The sequence below is a fragment of the Myxococcus sp. CA051A genome (assembly GCF_013336705.1).
Taxonomy (GTDB): domain Bacteria; phylum Myxococcota; class Myxococcia; order Myxococcales; family Myxococcaceae; genus Myxococcus; species Myxococcus llanfairpwllgwyngyllgogerychwyrndrobwllllantysiliogogogochensis.
In genome coordinates, this window is record NZ_JABUMS010000034.1 from 21,758 (window position 1) to 44,802 (window position 23,045).

Sequence of the window (23,045 nt, forward strand, 5' to 3'; positions counted from 1 at the left end):
CGGTCCGTCCCCGTGTCCGCGGTGCGGAACACCGTCCCGTGACACTCCCACCCATGGAGCGTCCGGGGTATGAGGGCGCCATGCTTCGTGAGGATGCGGAGGACGTCGATATCGAGAGGGCGCTCGCGCACTACGCCGAGCACGGCTATGCCCGGCTGGGTCGAGTCCTGGACGAGTCGGGACTGGAGGCCCTGCGCGAGCGTGCGGACGACCTCATGCTCGGCCGGGTGACCTACCCCGGCATGTTCTTCCAGCCGGATGCGTCCACCGGTCGATACGAGGATGCCCCCCTGGGCCTGGGCTGGCAGGGCCCCTCGCTGGACTACCGCAAGCTGGAGAAGTTGGAGAAGGACCCGCGCTTCCTCGCGTGGATGGAGAATCCGCTGTTCGAGCGCGTCGTCCGCGCGCGCATCCCCGGCGACATCGTCCTCTATCGCGCCATCCTCTTTCACAAGGGCCAGGCCGGCGGCAGCAACCTGCCCTGGCACCAGGACGGTGGCCGGCTGTGGGGCCTCACCCGAGAGCCGGAGCTCCAGCTCTGGACGGCCCTGGATGACGCCCCCGAGGACGGCGGCTGTCTGGAAGTGGTGCCCGGAAGCCACAAGGCCGGACTGGTGACGGAGCTCGGCGGCGTCATTCCTCCGGACGCCGTGGCCGCCCGGGACGCGGAGCGCCGCGCCCTGCCCCTCCCCGCGCTCGCGGGCGAGGTCATCCTCATCCACAACCACCTGTGGCACCGCTCCGGCAGAGGCCGCCCCGGCCTGCGCCGCCGCGCCTTCTCCGCCTGCTACATGAGCGCGGACACCCGTTGTTTGCGCAAGAAGAAGGCCCCGCGCGTCTTCCCGCCCATGTTCCGTCACCAGGCCCCGTGACGGCGCGGGCCGCGCGACGGCTCAGCCCACCAGGTGCAGGCGAGGCGTCGGCGACGTCAGCTCCCGCGCGCGCTGGCCCACGGGCAGCGACACCCGGAAGATGCTGCCCCGGCCCACCTCGCTCTCCACCGAGATATCCCCGCCGAAGCCGGTGACGATGCCGTGGCAGATGGACAGGCCCAGGCCGGTGCCCTCGCCCACGGGCTTGGTGGTGAAGAACGGGTCGAAGATGCGCGCGCACACCTCCGGCGTCATGCCCACGCCGGTGTCGTGCACCTCGACGATGACCCGGTCTGCCTGCGGACGCAGGATGACGCGCACCTCGTTGTGCTCCGGCTTGCCTTCGGGAATGGATTGCGCGGCGTTGATGAGCAGGTTGAGGAACACCTGTCCGAAGCGCCCCTCGTTGCCCTCCACCGAAGGCACGTCGCGGTAGTCGCGGATGATCTGCGCGCGCATCTTCAGCTCGCCGCGCGCCATCGTGATGGCGGACTCCAGCACCGCCTGGAGGTTGACGGCGGTGGCCACCTCGTCGTCCCCGCGCGAGAAGGTCCTCAAGTCGCGGACGATCTGCCGCACCCGGTGCGCGCCATCCACCGCCTCGCGCAGCACCTCCTCCATCTCGGACGTGCGCCCCAGCGGCAGCTCGCGCGCCACGGACTGGAGCTCCACGGACAGGAAGGACAGGTTGGAGAGCACGAAGGCGAGCGGGTTGTTGATTTCGTGCGCCACCCCCGCCGCCAGCGTGCCCACCGCCGCCAGCCGGTCCGACACCACGAGCTGCGCCTGCATCGCCTTGCGGTCCGTCACGTCCAGCGCCACGCCGCCCAGGAGCCTGCGCCCCGAGTGCTCCTTCACGATGAAGCGATACGTGAGCCAGAACCGCTCGGACCCGTCCGGCGAGGGCACCATGCCCTCCGTCGCGCTGGGCTGCCCCGACTCGAGCACCGCCTGGTCCTCGCGGCGCACATGCTCCGCCGACGCGGGCGGCATCAGGTTCATGTCATCCAGGCGATCCAGGCTCGCGGTCTCCGACAGGCCGAAGAAGCGGCGGTACGGCTCGTTCACCCAGATGCGGCGGCCCTGCTCGTCCTTCATGTAGGCCACCGCCGGACTGTGGTTCATGAAGGCCGCGAACAGCGCCTGGGACTCCTGCAGGGCCGCGAGCGCCGCGGCGCGCTCCTCCATCAAGGCATGACGCGCCTCGGCCTCGGCCGCGTTGCCCATGGCCGCGCCCAAAAGACCCGCCATCAACTCCAGCGTGCGCACGTCCCGGTCATCGAAGGCATTCGGATGACGGGAGATGAGGTTCAACGCGCCCACCGGCCGCGCCTCGCGCCACAGCGGGACACACACCATGGAGCGAGCGCCCACCTGTCGCGTGGCGCGCACGTTGACGCGCACGTCGTCCTCGGTGTCGTCGGTGCGCATCACCTCGCCACGCAGCAGGCTGGTGCCGGTGAGGCTCCCCTCCACCGGGAGGCGGAAGCCCATATGGGCCAACAGACTGCCCGTGGCCACGCGGTACTGCGCGTACCCATCCTCCAGCAGGGCCACCGCCGCGCCGTCCGCGCCGCAGAGCTCACGCGCGCGCTCGCACAAGAGGCGCATCACCCCAGACAGGTCCAGCCCCGCCAGCGCCACGTCCGCCTGCGTCTGGATGATGGAGGCCAGCCGCTCCATCTCACCGCGCGCCGCCGCCTCCGTGCTCTGGTGGTGTCGGCGCTTCGCCGCGCGACGCTCCAGCAGGTGCCTGCGCGCGCGCACCTCCACCGAAGAGACGGGCACGACGAGCAGCTCGTCCACCCCCGCCGCCAGCAGGGGCGCCAGGACCTCCTCCGTCGCGGAGCGGGACACGCCCAGCACCAGGGGCTCCTCGGGCCGCGCCCGCGCTCGCAGCGCGTCCAGCCAGCGCGCGTCCTCCGCGAGCGACTCGGCCTCGACGATGAGCACGTCCACCCGGCCATGCACCAGCTCCGCGCCGGCCTCCGAGGCGTCCGCGCGAACGAGCACCTCCTGCCCCTGGCGCTGAAGCTCCTCCGCCACGGGGTGCCTCGGGTCAGCGCTGATGCACAGGTACTTCATCCGTTCCTTCCCGCCGCGGCGAAGGTCCCTGGCCGTCTTTGGAATGTTACAGTCTAGCAGCAGGCTGAATCCACCGCGCCGGTCCAGAGTGAGGGGCCGACCCAACCCAGGACGTCTCAGCAGAAGAGAGGCCGTGAGTGTCGGGCAGTCCAGGAGTCGTCGTCGCCGAGCAACCCCACTACCTGCCCTGGGTGGACTTCTACGAGCAGGTGGCGCGCGCGGGCACGATGTTGGTGCTCGACAATGTGCAATGGCTGCGGCGCGGTTGGCAACGCAGGACGCGTGTGGCCTTGCCAGCGAATGTGCCCACACCTCCGCCCACCGAGCCGGGCTTCCAATGGCTGTCCATTCCCCTGGAGGACCCACACCGCGACACGCTCATCGGCGAGCTGGCCGTGGACACCCGACAGCCCTGGGCACGCAAGCACCTGAGCAGGCTGGTGACGCTGTATGGGCAAAGGCCCCATTTCGCCACCCAGGTACTTCCGTTGCTGGAGCCCTTCTACGACAGTGTGGCACGTGACGCCGGGCCGGGCTCGCTGCTGCGGGTGCTCCTGGGGAGCACCGCGCTGTTCCACGAATCGCTGGGGCTGAAGCCAGACATCCTCCTGGCGTCCACGCTGGAGCGCCAGGGCGACGAGAAGTCCGCGCGACTGGTGGAGTACTGCCGGCAACTGAAGGCCCACACGTACTACTCCGGGCTGGGCTCCTCGCTGTACCTCCAGGTGAGCCTGTTCCGGGACGCGGACGTGCGCGTGTTGTGGCAGCGCTTCCGGCACCCGCCCTACGCGCAGGGACGCGAGGGGAGATTCGTGCAGGGCCTGTCGATTGTCGACGTGCTGTCCAACGTCCCGGTGGACGAGGTGCGCCGGTGGTTGGAGCCCTCGCCGTGGGGCCCCTTCGCACCGGCGCCGACCGGAAGCTGACGGCTCAGGTCGCGGAGGCCGCGGTGGTCCCCGAGGGCTTGTCGAAGCGCACGAAGTAGCTGCGCACGGCGGCGTCCAGCAAGGCGGGGTCCAGCTTCGGCTCCTGTCCCAGGTAGTGGGACATGTCGATGACCTGGTCCAGGAGGTCTCGAGGCTGGCAGGCCGCGAAGGGGCGGTCCGTCGGCCGGTAGTGCGAGTCGATGAGGTAGTCGATGGCGTTGGCGTTGTAGGCCACGCCCCGCTTGCGACACATGATTTCGAAGATCTGGTGGAACTGCTCTTCGTCCGGCCGTTGCACCTCCAGCTTGTAGCGGACGCGGCGCAGGAAGGCGTCGTCCACGAGGGCGCTGGGGTCCAGGTTGGTGGAGAAGGCGGCGAACACGTCGAAGGGCACCTGCAGCTTCTTGCCCGTGTGCAGGGTGAGCATGTCGATGTCGCTCTCCAGCGGGACGATCCACCGGTTGAGCAGATCTTTCGGCGACACCTTCTGCCGGCCGAAGTCGTCGATGAGGAGCATCCCGTTGCTGGCCTTCATCTGGAACGGGGCCTCGTAGTACTTCACCTCCGGCGAGTAGACGAGGTCGAGCATGTCCAGCGTCAGCTCACCGCCCACGACGACGAGCGGCCGACGGCAGCGCACCCAGCGCCGGTCATACGAGGCGCCCCCTTCATCCTCCACGGGCTTGTGGATGTTGGCGTCGAAGACCTTCACGACGAAGTCGTCGATGAGGATGGCGTGGGGGATGAAGATGTCCCCCTCGAAGCAGTTCACCATGCCCTGGCAGATGGCTGTCTTGCCATTGCCGGGGGGGCCGTAGAAGAAGATGGCGCGGCCGGAGTTCATCGCCGGGCCGATGCCGTCGTAGATGTAGTCGCGGATGACCAGGTCGCCGAACTTGTCCTGCATCCGCGCGCGGGTGATGCGATTGCCGCGCACCGTCTGCTTCTTCACCGCCGCGACGTACTCCTGGAAGGAGACGGGCGCGGGGCCGTTGTAACGGTTGCGGTCGGTGATCTGCCGCAGCATGTCCGTCACGAACGTCGTCAGCTGGTAGATCATCGTGGACTTGCCGACACCGGACGCACCGCCGCCTCGGATGTCCACGTACTTCTGCCGGCGCAGGCCCTCGATGATGTCGTCGATGACGGACGAGGGGAGCTGGATACGGCTGGCCAGGTCCATGCCGCGCATCTCACCGGCGAAGAAGAGCGCCTTGAGGATGAGCTCCTCCACGAAGGTCGCCGTGAGGCCGGTCTCCTCCAGGGTGCGAGGCTGGCTGGGCCAGAAGCGCTCCTGGGACCCCGCGTTCGGGTCCAACGCTCGCCGGGAGCTGGTGCCAGGGGTGCGCCGCTCGGGGCCCGCATAGGACGCTGGAGGCGGAATGGTCCGCCGTTCCTGTCCGCTGGGGGGCGGCGCCGCGGGGGCTGCGGCCTGGGGGCGACGCTCGGCGCCGGGCGCGGCGGGGGGGCGGCGCTCCTGGTTGGAGACGATGACGGACGGCAGCGGGCCGGACTGCAGGGGCGAGCGGGGCGCCGCGGGAGGCCCGGGGCGGCGTTCGGTGGGGTACTCCGGCTCCTCGGACTGCGGGGCGGAGGGACGTTGGGGGGCCGCGGGCCGGCGCTCGGGGAGCGAGGGGGCGGAGCCCGTCATCCCGGGGCGGGGACGCGGGGGGGAGCTGAGCACCGGGTTGGGTGTATCTGGGACGGAAGGCGTCTCGGTGGGAGTAGCGCTGCGGCTCGAATCGTCGCTCGGCCCGCCGGCCGGGGACGGCCTCCTGAACAGGGTCATTCGGTGCTCGCTCCAGGGTGTTCAGCGCGGAGCCTACTCTAAATACCCGGTATCAACGAGGCAGCTGGGCGTCGGTGGCGTCGGCCATGATGCGCCCGCCTCCGTCCAGGAGGCGGCCCGAACCCCCTTGCGGTCGACACCAGCGGGCCTGACTCTCACCCTGGAGCCACACCCTTGAACCGACTCATGTCCCTCCTCGTGGTCCCCCTGCTGCTGCTCGGCGGCGGCGCGGCGGCGCAGACCCCGCCCGTCATCACCTTCGGCGCCAACTGGTCGCTTGCCCAGTCGCAGACGCTGCTCGCCGGTGGACAGGTCCAGGTGGCGTATGACGCCAGCCGCCTGCCGCAGTGCCGCGCCACCCTGCCCGACGGCAGCCCGGGCTGGAGCCTCACCGGCCACTACCGCCTCGACGGCGGGGCGGAGAGCAGCTTCGACGTCGCGGGCCAGCCCACCGCGGGCGCGCCGCCGGTGCTCTCCCTGCCCGCCGCGGGCACGCTGGAGCTGTGGTTCCGCGTCTCCAGCGCGGGCTGCGAGCAGTACGACTCCAATTACGGCTCGAACTTCCGCTTCACCGTGCGCCCCGCCGGCACCGCCCACGTCCCGACCCTGGTCTTCCAGGAGGGCTGGGTGGAGTACCCCGTGGGAACCGTGAAGGCGGGGCAGACGTTCGTGGTGGAGTACGACATCGACCGGCTGCCCGAGTGCCGCCTGCTCTACAACGGCGCGCCCACCTGGGAGGTCTGGGTCCGCTACCGCTTCGACAACGGCGTCACCGGAGACCTGAGCGTCACGCAGGTCTCGGGCTCCTCGCGTTACGGTGTCCCCGTCACCCTCACCGCGCCCGCCGGGGCTCGCTCCGTCGCGCTCTGGTTCGAGAACTGGGACCGGGGCTACTGCCGCCGCTGGGACTCGCGCTACGGCCAGAACTACCGCTTCGTCGTGCAGCCCTAATCCGGCGCGCTCCCGCCTCGCCGGCAAGCACCACCTCCCCGGCGGGGCGGGCCTCCGCCCATGACAATCATTGGCATCCGTGGAGACAGGCCGTCCCGCGGATGTCTTGTTTTGTATCAACACTGTGAGTCACGAGGATTCGGCCCGTACGCGGGGGGCGGTATCCGCCGTGAGAGTCGTTGCTTTCCAGAGGGAGACCCCCTTTACTGCGCGCCCTTTCAATCAGCGAAAAACACCCAGACTCCCATGTCCAATCAGACCGAGAAGGCGCTGTCCGAGCATCTCAAGCCGCTGGTGAAGTCCGTGGCACGCAAGGTCGTCCACCGGCTGGCGCCCTGGATGGAGACCCCGGAGCCCTCCAGTGCCCCTCCTCCTCCCGCGCCCCAGGCCGCGCCGGACCTCACCAGTGCCGTGTGGACCCTGCCGGATCGCCCCTTGCGAAACGCGCTCCCTCCCGTGGCCGAGCTCTTGCGCACGCACCACGCCGGGCAGCCCCTCCATGACGTCATCCGGGGCCTCTTCGGCGCGGACGACGGGACGCTCCAGACCCGGCTGCTCCAAGCGCTCTCGGAGGAGCAGCTCCGCGCCTACGTCGCGTCGGACACCGCTCCGGTGCCGCGCACCGAGGACCGCGCCGAGTATTTCGGCGAGCAGCACGTCAGCTACTGGCTCAACGGCCTGAGCGACTACCTCTTCCTGAAGGGGCTGCTGAAGTCCTCGGGCATCGACCCGGAGTCGCACTTCCGCTTCCTCGACTTCGCCTGCTCGTCGGGCCGGGTGCTGCGTCACTTCATCGCCCACTCGCCCAAGGCGGAGGTCTTCGGCACGGACATCTATTCCAACGCCGTCCGGTGGATGAACAAGTTCCTGCCCCCGCGCGGCTTCTACTTCCAGAACAGCGTCGTCCCGACGCTGCCCATCCCCGACGCATCCATCGACCTGGTCTTCTGTGGCTCGGTCTTCACCCACATGGATGAGTTCGAGGAGTCCTGGCTGCTGGAGTTCCGCCGCGTCCTCAAGCCGGGAGGCATCGCGTTCATCTCCCTGCACACGGAGCGGACCTGGGAAGGCATGCGCAACCCCGAGCATCCCATCCGCAAGCACCTCACGAACCATCCGTACCGGTGCTTGGAGTCAGAGACGAACCCCGTGCCCTCCGCGTGGTTCGATCAGCCGATGCCCGCCGAGCGCCTGGTGCTGCGCTACATGCCCTCGCCCTTCCACAACATGCACACGTTCTATACGACCGAGTACATCCGGGAGAAATGGGGGCGGTTCTTCGAGGTTCGCGAGTTCCTCCAGCACGCCCACGGCACCTATCAGGACGGCGTCGTGCTGGTCCGGCGCGCCTAGGACTGTCGAGTCTGGCGCCCGCCTGTAGCGGCGGGCGCCGAGTCGCACGGCTCAGCTCAGCTGCAGGCCCTTCTCGATCTCCGCCAGGCGGAAGCGCGCCATGGCCAGGTTCGAGGTGGCGCGGCTCAGGGCCACGTAGAAGAACAGTCCCTCGCGCGCCGCCAGCGGGCGGATGACGTGGTACTGCTCGCCCAGGGTGATGAGGATGTCTTCGATTCGGTCCTTGATACCCAGCACGGACATCGCCTTGAGCTTGGCGCGGACGACCTCGGTGTTGGCCGCGGCGGCCGTCTCGATGTTGAACGTCGCGGTGCCACCCTGGCTGCCCAGACACATTCCGCTCTTCGCATCCACCAGACAGGCCGCGAAGGCCCCTTCGATCTTCAGCGTCTCTTCCAGGGACTGCTTCACGTTCGGCATGACTTCTCTTTCGGCTGGGGGGTGGGTGGAGAGTTGTTCGACGGGAAGGGTCAGCTCCTCCAGGCTGAACGTCAGCTGACTGGAGTAGGTGCGCGGCTGGGGGACGAAGAGCGCCTGGGCGTCCTGGAGTGACAGCAAGACCTGCAGGTGGTTCGCCATGTGGCCACGAAGCACGTCCCGGAGCATGTCGCGGGGAACCAGCCCCCACGCCACCAGCACCTCACAGAAGTTGCCCCCGTTCTTGCGACACTCCGTCATGACCTGCTCGACGTCGTCTCGGCTGACGAGCTGCCGCTGGATCAGCACCGACGAGAAGTTCTGGACCCCGGGCCCGTTCAGGACCGCCCAGGCCACCTTCTGCTCCACGATGAAGATGCGGCCGGAGACGGTGGACGACTTCACCACCACCTCACCGCCCGTCTCGCTCTCCAACGCTTCGTGAAGCACGGAGCGAAGGACGGGGCGTACAACCTGGGTCACCGTTCGGGATGCTCGTTCCATGGAGTGGGTCCGGGACGCACCAGGTGTGCTGATTTTCATATCCAATTCCAGGCAACTATATCCAGCGCCCCCGAAATATCGCAACCCGGCTGCAATATTCGCGGATACCACGTGAGCTGGGTTCAAGCGGCCCCAGCCCGAACAGCTCTGACCCATCGCAGAGATCCACGCGGATGGGAAGGAGAAATCCCACGATGTCTCATACTTCCAGTGGGGGTGTGAGAGCCGGCGAGGGATGGGCGCGAGGTGCTCGGCTGGTGGATCATGCTCCGGCTCACGGGGGCGGTCAGATGACCTGCTTGCCCTAAGCCCAAGGACTGGGAGGGATCATGAAAAAGTTACTGCTCGGTGCGCTGTCGCTGGCAATCCCGGGGCTGTTTTTCTTCGGCAACATGGCTTACGCGCCCCGGGCGGAAGCCCTGGAGCCCCAGGCTTGCACCTTTCACTACTACGACGACGAGACGTACACGAACCACGTGTTGACACTGCGGTGCGCGTGCGGTGAGTCGTCGTGTTCCGAGACCGAGGACGTCACACCGTTCTTCATCATGGAGTGCACGTCCTGTTGAGCGCGGTGGGAAAGACAGCCAACCTTGCACGTGTGTCTGGATGCGTGCACCACCACCAACACTCGCTTCCGCGGCTGCTGAGGCCCCATCCGCCAGGAAGTGGGCATCCCGGCCCTCATGTCCGGGATGCCCACCCACTCTCACGGGGTGCGGCGAGGCCTGACTTCACTCAGCCACGGGGGTCTGCCGTTCCTCCAGGGACTCGAGCAACGAGTTGGGCGTGGAGTCGAAGGGCACGACCACGGTGGTGCCATTCACATCACAGATGGACCCGGGGCCCGCATCATCCGCGGGGTCCGGACCGGGCCCGGTCGCCGCGCCCCAGTAGTTGCGTGCCGCGTCGATGGGGCCGCCCATGTCATTCACGAGGCCACAATTGGGCGCCGCCGGGAAGGAGCCCCCCACGCTCTCACCCAGGTTTCCAAAGAAATTGCTGCTACGCACCTTGAGCTGCGCGCCAAACCGCACCCACATTCCGGCGCCCCGGTTTCCAATGGCCTCGTTGTCCTCGAACTCGAAGTCCGAGGTCCCCGAGAAGAGGACGAGGTAGAAGCCGATACCCCTGTTGCCAATGGCCTTGTTCCCCTCGTACGTGCCCTTCTGCCCGCCCACCGCGAAGCCGTGGCCGAACACCTCGTCATTGCCGTTGTTCGTGGCGAGGTTCTCCTTCACGGTGTGCCCCTCCGTGTCCGAGCCAAGAGAGAACCCCATCCCATTGCCCGTGGAGACATTGTCCCTGACCGTGTGGTTGTCCCCCCGGATGGCGAATCCCGCGTCCCGGTTGCCCTGCGCGATGTTCCCAATCACCCGAACGTCGCGCCCGCCCAGGACATCCAGCCCAATCCCATCATCATCCGTGACCTTCCCGGCCCCCGTGAGGGTAAACCCCTTCCCATAGTCGCCGAAGGAGACGTTGCTCGCGGTGATGTTGACGACATCCAGCACGGCCCCGGCGGCGGCGAGCACCGTGACTTGCGCGCCCCCCGTCGACTCGACCTTGAGCCGCTTGTTGATCAGGATCATGCAGCGACACCCCGTCTGCACTTCGGCCGCTTCGTCACCGGGGTCGCTGAAGTCTCCGTCGGCGTTCAAGTCCCCGTAGCGGCCGGGGTGGACGAGGATGCGATCTCCATCGCGAGCATGGGCGATGGCCCGACTGATGGAGCGACAGGGGTTCGCCTTCGCGCCACACGTCGCGCTGTCCAACGCGTTGTTGGCGACGTGGAGCGTCCTCGTCGGCTCCGCCATGGATGGCGAAGGCAACCACAGGGTCCCCACCACGGTGACCATTCCGAGCATCTGCCTGAACATGCCAACCTCCTGCCCACTTCCCGCCATGGGCCAACAAGCGCCATTGAATGGCGCGAAGGAGGATGGAGTCGCCTGGGACCTTTGTGCAGTGAGGCCCTGGGCTCGGAGTCGGATCCCCGACAGGTCCTCTCAGGTGCGGGACAGGGATTGGACGAACTTCGTCTTCACGTTCGTCACCTTTCCCGAGCGCTCCAACACGCCCTGCCCCACGATGAACAGGGCGCCGTGGATCTCCTTGCGGCACCGCTCATACACATCCGGAGGCACCACCAGGTTCGCAATCCCTGTCTCATCCTCCAGAGAGATGAAGCACATCCCCCTCGCCGTCGGAGGCCGCTGTCGGCAGATCATCATCCCGCCCACGGACACCGTCCGCCCGGAGGACACCTGCTTCAGCCCCTCCGCCGTCACCGCCCCCAGCTTCCTCAGCGTGGGCCGCAGCAGCTCCAGCGGGTGCTTCTCCAACGACAGCCCCACCGTGTCGTAGTCCGCGCAGACGCGGGCAAACACATCCATCGACGGCAGCTCCACCTCCGTGCCGTCCATCGACATCCCGAAGAACAGGTCATCCGAGTCCAGCGGCCCCAGCGCCTGGATGTCCCACAGCGCCTTGCGGCGTGAGCCACAGAGCGACCCCAGCGCCCCCGCCAGCGCCAGGCGCGTCAGCTCGTGCCGGGGAATCCGAGCCCGGCGCGCCAGGCTCCCCACGTCCGTGTAGCCCTCCCCTCGCCCCGCCTCCACCCGCCGCCCCGCGGACTCCCCCAGCCCCTTCACCATCCGCAACCCCAGCCGCAGCGCCTTCCCCCCGTCCTCCAGCGTGCAGTCCCACCGCGAGCACCGCACGTCCACCGGCCGCACCTCCACGCCGTGCCGCTGCACGTCCGCCACCAGCGTGTGCGGCGCGTAGAAGCCCATGGGCTGCGAGTTCAGCAACGCCGTCGTGAAGGCCGCCGGGTAATGACACTTCAGCCAACTGGACGCATACGCAATCAACGCGAAGCTCGCCGAGTGACTCTCCGGAAAGCCGTAGTGCGCGAAGCCCCGGAAGTTGTCGAACCACTCCTCCGCCTGCACCCGCGAGTACCCTCGCGACAGACACCCCTCCACGAAGCGTCCCCGGTACTGCAACAGCATCGACTCCGCGCGCTTGTGGCTCAGCACCCGCCGCAGCCCATCCGCCTCCTCCGCGGAGAAGCCCGCCGCCACCATCGCCAGCTTCATCGCCTGCTCCTGGAAGAGCGGCACCCCCAGCGTCTTGCCCAATATCTCCCGCACCGCCTCGCTCGGGTACACCACCGTCTCCTCACCGTTCCTCCTGCGCAGGAACGGGTGCACCATCTTCCCGACAATCGGCCCCGGGCGGATGAGGGCAATCTCCACCACCAGGTCGTAGAACGTCCTCGGCCTCAGCCTCGGCAGCATGTTCATCTGCGCCCGGCTCTCGATCTGGAACACCCCCACCGTGTCCGCTTCGCACAACATGTCGTAGACCTTCGGGTCCTCCGCCGGAATCGTCGCCAGCGACAGCTCCCGCCCGTGGTGCTCTCGAATCAGCGCGAAGCACTTCGACAGCGCCGTCAACATCCCCAGCGCCAGCAGGTCCACCTTCAACAGTCCAATCGAATTGATGTCATCCTTCTCCCACTGGATGACCGTCCGCCCCGCCATGGCCGCGTTCTCCACCGGCACCAGCTCCGTCAGCGGCTCTCGCGTCATCACGAACCCGCCCACGTGGATGGACAGATGTCTGGGAAAGCCCTCCAGCTCCGCCGCCAGGGACAACGTCCGCTGCACCCGCCGGTCGAACGCGGACAGCCCCGCCTCCAGCAGGACCTCCGGCGTCACCTCGAACCCGTGCGCCGCGGAGACCTTCGACAGCCGGTCCACCTGGTCCAATGACAACCCCATCGCCTTCCCCGCCTCCCGCAGCGCCAGCCGCCCGCGATAGCAGATGACCTCGCACACCATCCCCGCCCTGTGGCGCCCGTGCTTCTCATACACGTACTGGAGCACCTCCTCGCGCCGCTCGTGCTCGAAGTCCACGTCGATGTCCGGCGGCTCCTTGCGCGCCATGCTCAGGAAACGCTCGAACAACAAGCCCATCCGCACCGGGTCGATGGCGGTGATCTGCAGCGCGTAGCAGACCGCCGAGTTCGCCGCGCTCCCTCGCCCCTGACACAGAATCCCCTGCCGCCGCGCGAAGCCGACGATGTCCCACAGCGAGAGGAAGTACCCCGCGAAGTCCAGCGCGGCGATCAACCGCAGCTCGTGCTCTATCTGCTTCACCACCTCCGGCGGCACACCCGCCGGGTAGCGCACCCCGAGCCCCTCGTACGTCAACACCCTCAGGTGCTCGTCCGCCGTCCGCCCTCCTGGCAGGTCCTCCTCCGGGAAGCGGTAGCGCAGGTCATCCAGCGACGCCCGACACCGCGACGCCAGCTCCACCGTCCGCGCCAGCGCCTCCGGCCGGTCCGCGAACAGCCGCGCCATCTCCCCGGGCCCCTTCAGCGTCCGCTCCCCGTTGGGCCACAGCCGCGTCCCCGCCTGGTCCACCGTCGTCCCGTGCCGCACCGCGCTCAGCACGTCCTGGAGCGGCTGACGTCTCCGGTGGTGCGTGTGCACGTCGTTGTGCACCACCAGCGGCACCCCCAGCTCCCGCGCCAGCACCTCCGCTCGCGCCTCCCGGGCCGAGTCCCCCGCCGACAACGTCCGGCACAGCCCGACATGGAAGCGCTCCGGGAACGCCTCCGCCAACGGCGCCACCCGCTCCAGCGCCGCCGGCTCCGGCAACAACGCGAGCAGCCCGCTGGAGCGCTCCGCCAGCGCCCGCCACGGCAGCCCCGCCTCCCCCTTGGGGTGCGTCATCCGACTGCGCGACACCAGCGCGCACAGGTTCGAATAGCCCCCCGAGTCCGCCGCGTACACCACCACCGGAGGCCCGTCCTCCAGCGTCAGCTCGGCCCCGAGGATGAGCCGCAGGCCGTGCTCCTTCGCCGCGAGGTGGGCCTTCACCGCCCCGTACAACCCATCCGCGTCCGTCAGCGCCAGCGCGCTCAGCCCCAGCCGCGAGGCGGTGAGCACCAGCTCCTCCGGATGCGAGGCACCGCGCAGAAACGAGAAGTTGGAGCGACAGACGAGCTCGGCGTAGTCCACACCCGATCAAGACACTGACCAGCCGTTCAGGCGCTAGGTCGGATCTTCGTTCAGCGACCGAGAGACTCGCCGGGTTGAGGCACGCCGCACGCGCCCCGACGCACCACGTCCTCTTCGGGCCTCCAGGGCCTCGTTCCGCGACTCCGGCGCCTGCCGTCCGCCACCCGCCGCCGCGCCACGACGTTTCCAGACAGCCCCTGGGCCGAGCCCCTCGTCCAAACCCAGACATGCCATCTCCGAGCCTCGCCTCCCTGTCCGCGCAGCAACGCTCAACTCCTGAGAATCACTGTCACGCGAGTCCCCGGTGCCTACCGTCGCTGTCCGCCCGGCGCCGCCCTCTCCCGGAAAGGCGCCCGTTGCCACGGACGGCATCGGCCCATGTCGCCACGACACCTCTCGACGAGGAGGACTCATGTCCCTGCACGGCCTCAACCGCTTCGCCCTTCCCTTCACCCTGGTCCTCGCGTCCGCCCTGCTCTTCCCGGCACTCGGGCTCGTCGGCGAGACGCAGGCCGCTTCGCGCAAGAGCGCCCCCTGTGGGGTGAGTCGCGAGCTGTATCTGGGCACCTACAAGGGCCGCGTGTTCAAGGAATGGCAGACACCGCTCACCGATGAGCAGCTCAAGGACCCGTTGACCCGCATGGCCAATGACGCCCTGCTCAAGAACAACTACACGCTGACGGTCCGCTTCCAGCGCGACGCGCGGGGCACCTACCAGGCGGAGACGCTGGTGCAGTTCGACAGCCTCACCCCCGACACCGTCGGCCCCAGCCACAAGGACACCAGCAGCTACCTGCTCAACCTGGACCGGGAGCCCGCCAAGGTGGAGTTCGTCGTGACGCGGCGCCCCGCGAAGACCTACGCCACCCGCCCCCAGGAGCCACCCCGCACCGGAGGCATCGAGAAGACCACCTCGCGGCCCAAGCCCACCTCCCACACCCTCGTCTTCAAGGAGACCCTCGCCCTGGACGCCCTGGACTGCGACAGCGGCGGCGTCCCCCAGCGCCTGCTCTTCACCCGGACCATCGGCGGCCAGCAGCCCATCGTCGAGACGCGGGAGCTGTTCCGTACGAAGTAGGCGCGCCCAAGCCCCCTCACGGGGCCCCATGAAGGCGTTCAGTCCTTTCGTCCCCGCCCGCCCGCGTTTGACAGGACGGGGAACCGACTGACAAAGAGATCTTCATGGACCTGACCCCCGCCGCCTGGCAGCTCTGGATCGTCGCCGCCCTCGCCTGCGGTGGGCTGGAAATCAAGCTGTCCGGCTTCGGGCTCGTGTGGTTCGCGGTGGGGGCGCTCGTCTCCTCGCTCGCCGCGGGCCTCGGGCTGACCTTCTTCCTCCAACTGGCGCTCTTCGCCACCGTCTCCATCGGCCTGTTCGCCGCCTCGCGCACCCTGTTCAAAAACGTTTTCATGCGGAACGCTTCGCACTTGAAGACGGGCGTCGAGGCCATGGTGGGGCAGGAGGCGGTGGTGATGGAGTCCATTGAAGGCCCCCACGGGGGCACGGTGCGCATCAACGGCGAGCTGTGGACGGCCCGCTCGCTGTCCGGCGCCATCCCCCAGGGGGAGCTCGTCACCGTGGAGCAGGTCGAGGGACTCAAGCTTTGGGTGCGCCGCCCTTCGGCGACGTTGTCGGTTCCCGAGGCGGAACAGAAACAGGAGAAAGTCTGATGGACGCGCTGACCTTTGTAATCCTTGCCGCTCTCGTGGGGCTCGCGGGCTTCGTGCTGTACACCTGCGTCCGCATCGTTCCCCAGGCCAAGGTCATGGTGGTGGAGCGACTGGGCAAGTTCCATGGCGTCGCCACCAGCGGCCTCAACCTCCTCATCCCTTTCCTCGACAGCCCCCGCCCCATCGAGATGCGCACGGGCAACCGCTACATGCGCAGCACCATGGTGGACCTGCGCGAGCAGGTCATGGGCTTCGAGACGGTGCAGGTCATCACCCACGACAACGTCAACATGGAGGTCGGCTCGGTCATCTACTACCAGATCGTCGACGCCGCGAAGGCGCTGTACCAGGTGGAGAACCTGGCGCTGGCGATTGAACAGCTCACGATGACGAACCTGCGCAACGTCATGGGCAGCCTGACGCTGGACCAGACGCTCACCAGCCGCGAGACGGTGAACACCCGGCTGCGCATGGTGCTGGACGAGGCCACGGAGAAGTGGGGCGTGAAGGTGACGCGCGTGGAGCTGCGCGAAATCGAGCCGCCCCAGGCCATCAAGTCCGCCATGGCCAAGCAGATGACCGCCGAGCGTGAGCGCCGCGCCGAAGTGACGAAGGCCGAGGGCGACAAGGCCGCCGCCATCCTCCAGGCCGAAGGCCAGAAGATCTCCCGCATCCTCCAGGCCGAGGGCGAGCGTGACGCGGAGGTCGCCCGCGCCGAGGGCCACAAGCGCGCCACCATGCTGGAGGCCGAAGGCAAGGCCGAGGCCACGCGCCTCACCTTCGAGGCCATCCACAGCGGCCACGCCACCCCGGAGGTGCTCGCGCTGCGCTACATGGAGACCCTCCAGGAGATTGGCAAGGGTGACAACAAGATGTTCATCCCCTACGAGGCCACCGCCACCCTGGGCGCCATCTCCGTCATCAAGGACGTCTTCTTCGCCAAGGAGGACGCGGCCAGACGCCCCGCGCCCCAGGCCCCGGGGACGCGTCCCGCGCCCACCGCCGCCTCCCTGAGCGCCCAGAGCATCGCCCGGAGCAACGTCATCGCGGAGCCCGCCACCCTCACCGGCGCCAGCGCTCCGCAGGCGCGTCGTCCCCGTCCTCCCTCCGAGCAGGACGAGTAGACCGCTGTCCGGAATCCGTCTTGCTCGCCGTCCAGGCTGGCCGGCGAGCGAGACGGGGTTGCATTCCGCCCCGGCGCGCGTCATAGATTTCGACGCACGCATCCACCGGAGGGCCTGACACCCCCTCCCTACGCGAGGTCGACGTACCCTTGAAGCTGAGCCGCTGAGTCCCAGGTCTTTTGGCCTCACCGCGCAGGGCCGCCCCTTGGGCTGGCTCGCGCCTGGATTCAGGAGCTCGCTTCATGTCTTCCCTTCGCGCGCATCGCGTGTCGTTCGCCTATTCCGACGCTGTCGCCGTCCTCTCTGAAGTCGACTTCCACCTGGCGTCCGGCTGGACGGGGCTCGTGGGCGCCAATGGCGCCGGCAAGTCCACCCTGCTCCGGCTCCTCTCGGGGGAGCTTGCGCCCACCGAGGGGCACATCCAGTCCGAGCCCCCCTCGCCCACCCTGCGGCTGTGCCGCCAGGAAGTGGAGGCGCTGACGCCGGACATCACCGCCTTCGCCGAGTCATGGGACTCGCTCGCGCGCAGGCTGCACGGGCAACTGGGGCTGGACGTCTCCGCGCTGGAGCGCTGGTCCACGCTGTCCCCGGGCGAGCGCAAGCGGTGGCAGGTGGGCGCGGCGCTGGCCGCCGAGCCGCACGTGCTGCTGCTCGACGAGCCCACCAACCACCTGGACGCGGAGGCGCGGACGTGGCTCGTCTCGGCGCTGAAGCGCTTCAAGGGCGTGGGCGTCGTCGTGTCACATGACCGGCCGCTGTTGGAGACGCTCACCACCGCCACGCTGCGCGTCCATGGCGGCGATGCGCGGCTGTGGCCCGGGGCCTACTCCGCGGCGAAGCAGCACTGGGAGGCCGAGCGCGAGGCGGAGGTGGGCGTCTATCAACAGGCCCGCGCGGAGCAGCGGCGCGCGGCGCGACTGCTCGACCAGGCCCGACGCGAGCAACAGTCCGCCGACGCGGCCCGGAGCACACGCAAGCGACTGAAGGACAAGAACGACAACGACGCGCGCTCCATGGGCGCGTCCGTCGTGGCGGGCTGGGCGGAGAATCACGCGGGCCGCCGCGTGGGCATCCAGCGTCGCGAGCTGGAGCGCGCCACCGAGGCCGTGGGTGAGTTCACCGCGGACAAGACCGTGGGTCGCTCCGTCTTCGTCGACTACGTGCGCTCGCCCAACCCGTGGCTCTTCACCCTCGACGTGCCGGAGCTGCGCGCCGGGGACGTGCCGCTGCTGGGGCCCGTGAATCTGTCCGTCGGCCGCGAGGCGCGCGTGCGCATCGAGGGTCCCAACGGCGCGGGCAAGAGCACCCTGGTGCGCGCGCTGCTGGAGCGCGCTCGCGTGCCCATGGAGCGCGTGCTGTATCTGCCGCAGGACGTGGGCGCGGAGGAGGCGCGGACCACGCTCGACGAGGTGCGCGCCCTGCCTCCCGAGGAGAAGGGGCGCGTGCTGTCCCTGGTGGCCGCGCTCGGCGTGGACCCCGAGCGGCTGCTCGGCTCGGAGCAACCTTCACCGGGAGAGGTGCGCAAGCTGCTCATCGCCCGGGGACTGGGACAGCACGCCTGGGCGCTGGTGCTCGACGAGCCCACCAATCACCTGGACCTGCCCTCCATCGAGCGACTGGAGGCGGCCCTGCGTGAGTATCCCGGCGCGCTGCTGCTGGTGACGCACGACACCGCGTTCGCTCGCGCGTGCACCTCCGAGGCCTGGCGCGTGGAGCATGGCCGGGTGGAGGTGACGGCCGGGTGAGGCCGGGCGGGAGCGCGACTCCAGCGCGATGATGCGACCCGTCCCCCTGGACTGTCGCGGGACTGGCTCACGTCCTGAACTGGGGGTGCTCCCGCTCCCACGCCTCCAGTTGCGCGAGCCCCTCTTCCACGGAGACGCGAGGACGGAAGCCCGTCTCGCGCTCCAGCGCGGAGGGGTCCGCCCACGTGCCGTCCATCTCCCCTGGCTGGGCTGGCAGTGGGCGCAGCACGGCGCGGGTCCCCACGTGTCGCTCCAGGACGGCCACGAAGTCGCGGAGCGAGACGGGCTCGCCGCGGCCCACGTTGAGCAGTCGATACGGCGGTGTACCGGAGGGCGGGCGGTCCAGCACGCGCAGCACCGCCTCCGCCACGTCGTCCACGTGGGTGAAGTCGCGCCGCATGCGGCCCTCGCCGTAGAGGTCGATGGGACGCCCCTCGCGCAGGGCGCGAAGGAAGCGCAACGGCGCCATGTCCGGACGCCCCCAGGGACCGTACACGGTGAAGAAGCGCAGCCCGCTGGTGGGCAGCGCGTGCAGGTGGCCGTACGTGTGGGCCAGCAGCTCTCCGGCGCGTTTGGTCGCGGAGTAGACATTCAGCGGGTGGTCGGCCGAGGCGCTCTCCGCGAAAGGGGGCGGCGTGTCAGCGCCGTACACGGAGCTGGAGGAGGCGTAGACGAGGTGCTCCACCTGCGCGGCATGTGACTGCTCGAGGACGTGGAGAAACCCCGTCACGTTCGCGTCCAGATAGGACCGCGCGGAGGCGCTCGCCGTCCGGACGCCGACCCTCGCCGCCAGATGCACGACCCGCTCGGGGCGCTCTTGCTGAAAGATTCTCGCGAGCGCGGCGGAATCAGTGATGTCGACCGGATGACAGGTGAAGTGCTCGGCGCCGGGAGTGGTGCGAAGTCGGGCCAGGCGGGCCTGCTTGAGTGGCACATCTCCGGAGGGGTCCAGGTTGTCCACGCCGAGGACGGTGTCCCCTCGCGCCAGCAGTCGCGCGCTGACGTGGTGACCGATGAAGCCCGCCGCTCCCGTGACGAGTACCCGCATGCAGGGCGCACGCTCCCATGCCCTCTTGGGGGATGCCACGTTCACGGTGTGACGGACTCCCTCGCCGAGCGTCCAGGAGGGCTCGACAGCCTGCTTCCCGTGGCCCCTGCTTGGACGTAGGGTGGGCGACATGGTGTCCGTGAACCAGCTCCGACCCTTCGCCGAAGCCTCGCTCGAAGCCTTCCGGGCCGCGTCAGGCCCGGTGGCGCTCATCCAGCAGCCCGTGGACCCGGTGTTCCGAAGCGTCGCCCAGCAACTGACGGGGGCGCGCACGGTGGGCATGGCGCATCGCTCGCGCATGACGGAGCGGCTGCTCGCCATGCTTCGCGACTTCGACAACCTGGAGGTGCACTTCCTCAACCCCAAGGTGGATGGCGAGGAGCTCACCGTCGGCCGCTCGGAGTGTGACCTGGTGGTGCCGGACCCGTCTGTCTCCCAGCACCACGCCACGCTGCGGTGGAATGCGGCGACGGGCGGCTTCCTCGTGCGCGATGCGCAGTCGATGAATGGCACGTGGATCAACGGCGCGCCCCTGGGGTTTCGGGCGCAGGTGACGCTCAACGACGGCGACACGCTGGCGTTCGGCGACGCGCAGTTCCTCTACCTGCGCGCGGAGACGGTGCACGAGCACCTGCGACTGGCGAGCCCTCGGCCGAAGCCCTGAGGGCGTGGAGGCTCAGGGCACTTCCTTGACGGCCTGGATGACGGCCTTGCGCAGATAGGAGCTGTAGTCCGTCTGCGACTGGTACAGGCCGATCATGGCGACGGTGCGGCTCTCCTTGCGCCAGATCAACTGGCCGTCGGGAGAGACGACGCCGGCCTCCAGCACCACGTCGGCGCGGCCCATGGTCTGGACGGCGGAGACGTCGACCCAGGACAGCACGACGACGACGGCGGCCTCCGCGTCGTTCTCACGGATGACGGACACGACTTCGTCCGTGGAGGGCGAAGGCGCCGCGGAGATGCGCGTCCCGGCGACCTCGAAGCCCCGCTCTCGGAGGACGGCTTCCGTCGAACCGGAGAGGACGGTGCGAGGGTTGCCCTCACCCATCAGGTCCTCGCGGTAGGACGCCGAGGGCAGTGAGTCCACCCGCGAGCCGACGACCACGACGACCTTGCGGATGGCCCCCGCGGGACGGACCTGCGGCGCGGCGCATGCGGTGACAAGCAGGGACAGCAGGAGGAGAGCGGAGACGCGCATGGGGGCCCTGGGGGAAAAGGTGGTCGCTCTGCATAACCACCCGAGGCGGCGGTGGGCAAACCGGTGAAGCTGGGGGCGGCGGCGTGCTATCCACAGACTATGCGCGCATTGCATGTTTTCTGCGTCGTCCTGCTCGCCACCGGATGGCAGGGCTGCGCGACATCGGCTGCGTCAGCGGTCCCCTTCTGGGAAGACGCGCAGGGAGAGTGCTCCGAGCCGCATGAGGATGTCTGCCTCGCTCCCCTCTGCGAAGAGGACACGTGCGCCTTCTTCCGCTGCGAGCACATGCTCGACGAACTGACGTTGGCGCGCTTTCCACCCGCGCGTCCTCCCGCGGCATCCGCTGCGCCCGGAGGAGGTCCTCGCAGAAACTGGGGAAGCGGGCTGAAAACACCTGAAGGCCATGAGCCCGTCTTCGTCATCCCCTGGCATGGGAGTCCTCGTCCCACACCGCCGAGATTTCAGCTCCCTCCGGGCCGCTTCGAGAAGCACCACATCTTCCCGCAGGCCGAAGACCTGGCGTTATGGTTCCGCAGCAGAGGACTCAACATCCACGACTACACGCTCCCTCTTCCACGAGGACGTCCACCAACGGATTCACCGAGGCGGAGACCGTGGAGGCGCCTGGAACAAGGCATGGCGTGAGTATCAGAGACAGAATCCCTTCCCCTCCAAGGAAGAAATTTTCAAACATGCAGGGGAACTCATCTACCGCTTCCAACTCCTGGGCGGTCCCGTCAAGCCCTACTACACCCATCTGGAATAACCACGTCCTGGACAGATGACTCGATTCTTCGAACTGGGTGAGGACAGTGCAGAGACCTCTCGATACCGAGGCGACTTCAACGCCGCGCACAAGTGGTCGCTGCCTGGAGTCGAGTGCTCCGACTGTGGCGCGACCTGGGGTGGCTCGGGACATAACTACCCTTGCGTGGACCTCTCATCGCTGCCGGAACAGGCCCGTTTCGTGAGGCCATGGCCTACGTCCGTGCCCGAGTACCAACGCCTGCGTACGCTCGCGAGCCCCCTGGCCCCCCCAGGAGCGGAGCTTCCACCAGGAACGGCGTTCGGCCCCATGGTGGGGACGGCCCGTGGCGATTTGGGTCCACTCACCTGGCAAGGGGACTACTTGTTGATGTTGCGCCGGGACACGCTGGAGCAACTCCGGTCACTGCATGTCCAGGGTCTCGTCGGCTGTGAGACGGAGCTGCGCTGGAGGCAAAAGAGCCCACCAGAGATGCTGGAGCTTCAAATCGAACTGAAGGGGCGTTTGCATCCAGACTGCCTCCCTTCAGATCTGGCGCCAGCCTGTAAGACATGTGGCCGGCTCGCGTTCCAAAGGCCTGACCACCCGATCCTCGACGCGCGTTCTCTCCCCGTCGACCTGGACCTGTTTCGGGTGGGTAACTTCGCCACGATGATCATTGGAACAGAGCGGTTCATAGAGGCAGTGCGACGCCTGGGGCTCACAGGCATCAGTTCCCGCGAGCTTCCGACCCGCTGATTCTGCAATTGATTGCACGAAAGCACACGCCGCGCGTGGCACGTCAGTCAAACAAGCCCTGCAGATAGAAGCGGCCATCTCGCATGTCCCGGAACACCCACGCCGGGCCCAGTCCCTCGAAGTGCACCCGGTAGTAGTCACGCTGGAAGGGAGACTCGGACCACCACTCCCCTCCCAGCCGCTCCGGCCCTGTCACCGCCGTCACCCGGTGCCGCCGCCCGCCCACCCTCGCGGCCAGCAACCTGCCCGTCTCCGCCACCTCCGCGTCCAGCCACGCGGGCTCCACCAACAACCGCGAGGGCCGCTCCCGGAGCCCTCCTCCCTCCGCGCGCTCCACGCGAGCCCCGCCCAGCTCCCCCGCCCACCCCTTCCGCGCCTCCGGAGGATGGAAGCCCTTCGCCCCATGCGCTCCCTCCGGTCGGTGCACCTCCGCCAGTCCCGCCGCGCAGAGCGACTCCTCCCCCAGCGTCGTCACCAGTCGCGACAACACCACCTCCAGCGCCGCATCCCCCTCCGGTTCATCCCCCAGCGAGAGCTGCTGCTCCCGGTCCTCCGAGCACTCGTCCACCCGCGCGGACACCTCCGCCACCGGGTTCTCCAGTCGCAACTCCTCCAGCCGGTGCCGCGCCAGATCCAGCAGCAGCTTCGCCTCCGCCGTGGGCCTCGCCAGCGCCAGCGTCACCTGCTGCAGCCCCGACGGATCCAACTTCAGCGTGAAGGTGATGCGCACCGCCGCCCGCCGCCGCCCCGCCAGCCGCGCCCCCAGCCTGTCCAACAACGTCTTCAGCGCGAAGCGCAGCGGCTCGAACGACTCCGCGGGCC

The 23,045-nt window shown here is 68.6% G+C and carries 18 protein-coding genes and 2 pseudogenes; 12 read left to right on the forward strand and 8 right to left on the reverse strand.

From position 1 onward, the window contains the following. Positions 1-80 precede the first annotated feature (80 nt). The gene (locus HUA74_RS43580) at positions 81-872 is read left to right on the forward strand and encodes a phytanoyl-CoA dioxygenase family protein (RefSeq protein WP_174459306.1); all 792 of its coding nucleotides are present in this window, start codon (positions 81-83) and stop codon (positions 870-872) included. 21 nt (positions 873-893) lie between these two features. Here HUA74_RS43580 and HUA74_RS43585 read toward each other — a convergent pair whose 3' ends face one another. Beyond that, positions 894-2,957 (reverse strand): ATP-binding protein, encoded by a 2,064-nt coding sequence (locus HUA74_RS43585; protein WP_174459307.1) that lies wholly within the window; start codon positions 2,955-2,957, stop codon positions 894-896. Positions 2,958-3,094: 137 nt separating this feature from the next. Between HUA74_RS43585 and HUA74_RS43590 the strand changes: the two genes are divergently transcribed. Next, positions 3,095-3,883: a WbqC family protein gene (locus HUA74_RS43590; protein ID WP_174459308.1), complete on the forward strand. Its 789-nt coding sequence runs from the start codon at positions 3,095-3,097 to the stop codon at positions 3,881-3,883. Positions 3,884-3,887: 4 nt separating this feature from the next. Here HUA74_RS43590 and HUA74_RS43595 read toward each other — a convergent pair whose 3' ends face one another. Further along, positions 3,888-5,672 (reverse strand): ATPase, encoded by a 1,785-nt coding sequence (locus tag HUA74_RS43595; RefSeq protein WP_174459309.1) that lies wholly within the window; start codon positions 5,670-5,672, stop codon positions 3,888-3,890. 186 nt (positions 5,673-5,858) lie between these two features. Between HUA74_RS43595 and HUA74_RS43600 the strand changes: the two genes are divergently transcribed. Together HUA74_RS43600 and HUA74_RS43605 are read left to right on the forward strand one after the other, a co-directional pair. Next, positions 5,859-6,623, forward strand: coding sequence for a DUF6209 family protein (locus HUA74_RS43600; protein ID WP_174459310.1), 765 nt, complete (start codon positions 5,859-5,861; stop codon positions 6,621-6,623). A 246-nt stretch (positions 6,624-6,869) separates the two neighbouring features. Beyond that, the gene (locus HUA74_RS43605) at positions 6,870-7,976 is read left to right on the forward strand and encodes a class I SAM-dependent methyltransferase (RefSeq protein WP_174459311.1); all 1,107 of its coding nucleotides are present in this window, start codon (positions 6,870-6,872) and stop codon (positions 7,974-7,976) included. A 51-nt stretch (positions 7,977-8,027) separates the two neighbouring features. On the opposite strand, the gene HUA74_RS45270 is transcribed toward HUA74_RS43605, so the two are convergent. Then, the gene (locus HUA74_RS45270; RefSeq protein ID WP_217443722.1) at positions 8,028-8,897 is read right to left on the reverse strand and encodes a hypothetical protein; all 870 of its coding nucleotides are present in this window, start codon (positions 8,895-8,897) and stop codon (positions 8,028-8,030) included. Between the two features lie 329 nt (positions 8,898-9,226). Here HUA74_RS45270 and HUA74_RS43615 point away from each other — a divergent pair, with 329 nt between their 5' ends. Then, positions 9,227-9,466: a hypothetical protein gene (locus HUA74_RS43615; RefSeq protein ID WP_174459312.1), complete on the forward strand. Its 240-nt coding sequence runs from the start codon at positions 9,227-9,229 to the stop codon at positions 9,464-9,466. Positions 9,467-9,631: 165 nt separating this feature from the next. Here the strand turns inward: HUA74_RS43615 and HUA74_RS43620 are convergent, their stop codons facing one another. Both HUA74_RS43620 and HUA74_RS43625 read right to left on the reverse strand, forming a co-directional pair. Next, complete coding sequence (locus HUA74_RS43620) at positions 9,632-10,777, reverse strand: right-handed parallel beta-helix repeat-containing protein (RefSeq protein WP_174459313.1); 1,146 nt, start codon at positions 10,775-10,777, stop codon at positions 9,632-9,634. 129 nt (positions 10,778-10,906) lie between these two features. Continuing rightward, positions 10,907-13,930 carry an error-prone DNA polymerase gene (locus HUA74_RS43625; protein WP_174459314.1) on the reverse strand — a complete coding sequence of 1,008 codons (3,024 nt, stop codon included), beginning with the start codon at positions 13,928-13,930 and terminating at the stop codon, positions 10,907-10,909. 412 nt (positions 13,931-14,342) lie between these two features. On the opposite strand from HUA74_RS43625, the gene HUA74_RS43630 reads away from it, so the two are divergent. From HUA74_RS43630 to HUA74_RS43645, 4 genes are all read left to right on the forward strand, one after another. Beyond that, positions 14,343-15,008 carry a hypothetical protein gene (locus tag HUA74_RS43630; protein WP_174459315.1) on the forward strand — a complete coding sequence of 222 codons (666 nt, stop codon included), beginning with the start codon at positions 14,343-14,345 and terminating at the stop codon, positions 15,006-15,008. Between the two features lie 104 nt (positions 15,009-15,112). Next, entirely contained in the window at positions 15,113-15,601 is a 489-nt protein-coding gene (locus HUA74_RS43635) for an NfeD family protein (RefSeq protein ID WP_141648771.1), read from the forward strand. Continuing rightward, positions 15,601-16,725, forward strand: a complete 1,125-nt coding sequence (locus HUA74_RS43640) for an SPFH domain-containing protein (protein WP_141648772.1) — start codon at positions 15,601-15,603, stop codon at positions 16,723-16,725. Before HUA74_RS43635 ends, HUA74_RS43640 begins: the two co-directional genes overlap by 1 nt. Before the next feature lie 242 nt (positions 16,726-16,967). Further along, positions 16,968-18,470, forward strand: a complete 1,503-nt coding sequence (locus HUA74_RS43645; RefSeq protein WP_174459316.1) for an ATP-binding cassette domain-containing protein — start codon at positions 16,968-16,970, stop codon at positions 18,468-18,470. Positions 18,471-18,537: 67 nt separating this feature from the next. Here the strand turns inward: HUA74_RS43645 and HUA74_RS43650 are convergent, their stop codons facing one another. Next, positions 18,538-19,518, reverse strand: coding sequence for an NAD-dependent epimerase/dehydratase family protein (locus HUA74_RS43650; RefSeq protein ID WP_174459317.1), 981 nt, complete (start codon positions 19,516-19,518; stop codon positions 18,538-18,540). Positions 19,519-19,648: 130 nt separating this feature from the next. Between HUA74_RS43650 and HUA74_RS43655 the strand changes: the two genes are divergently transcribed. Beyond that, positions 19,649-20,182 carry an FHA domain-containing protein gene (locus HUA74_RS43655; protein ID WP_141648775.1) on the forward strand — a complete coding sequence of 178 codons (534 nt, stop codon included), beginning with the start codon at positions 19,649-19,651 and terminating at the stop codon, positions 20,180-20,182. Between the two features lie 12 nt (positions 20,183-20,194). On the opposite strand, the gene HUA74_RS43660 is transcribed toward HUA74_RS43655, so the two are convergent. Then, the gene (locus HUA74_RS43660; RefSeq protein WP_141648776.1) at positions 20,195-20,719 is read right to left on the reverse strand and encodes a hypothetical protein; all 525 of its coding nucleotides are present in this window, start codon (positions 20,717-20,719) and stop codon (positions 20,195-20,197) included. Positions 20,720-20,818: 99 nt separating this feature from the next. Between HUA74_RS43660 and HUA74_RS43665 the strand changes: the two are divergent. Both HUA74_RS43665 and HUA74_RS43670 read left to right on the forward strand, forming a co-directional pair. Beyond that, positions 20,819-21,485, forward strand: a pseudogene (locus tag HUA74_RS43665) (TIGR02269 family lipoprotein). A gap of 15 nt (positions 21,486-21,500) precedes the next feature. Then, positions 21,501-22,223 (forward strand): double-CXXCG motif protein, encoded by a 723-nt coding sequence (locus HUA74_RS43670; RefSeq protein WP_174459318.1) that lies wholly within the window; start codon positions 21,501-21,503, stop codon positions 22,221-22,223. A 43-nt stretch (positions 22,224-22,266) separates the two neighbouring features. On the opposite strand, the pseudogene HUA74_RS43675 reads toward HUA74_RS43670, so the two are convergent. Further along, positions 22,267-23,045: pseudogene (locus HUA74_RS43675) on the reverse strand (DNA polymerase Y family protein); the annotation flags it as partial.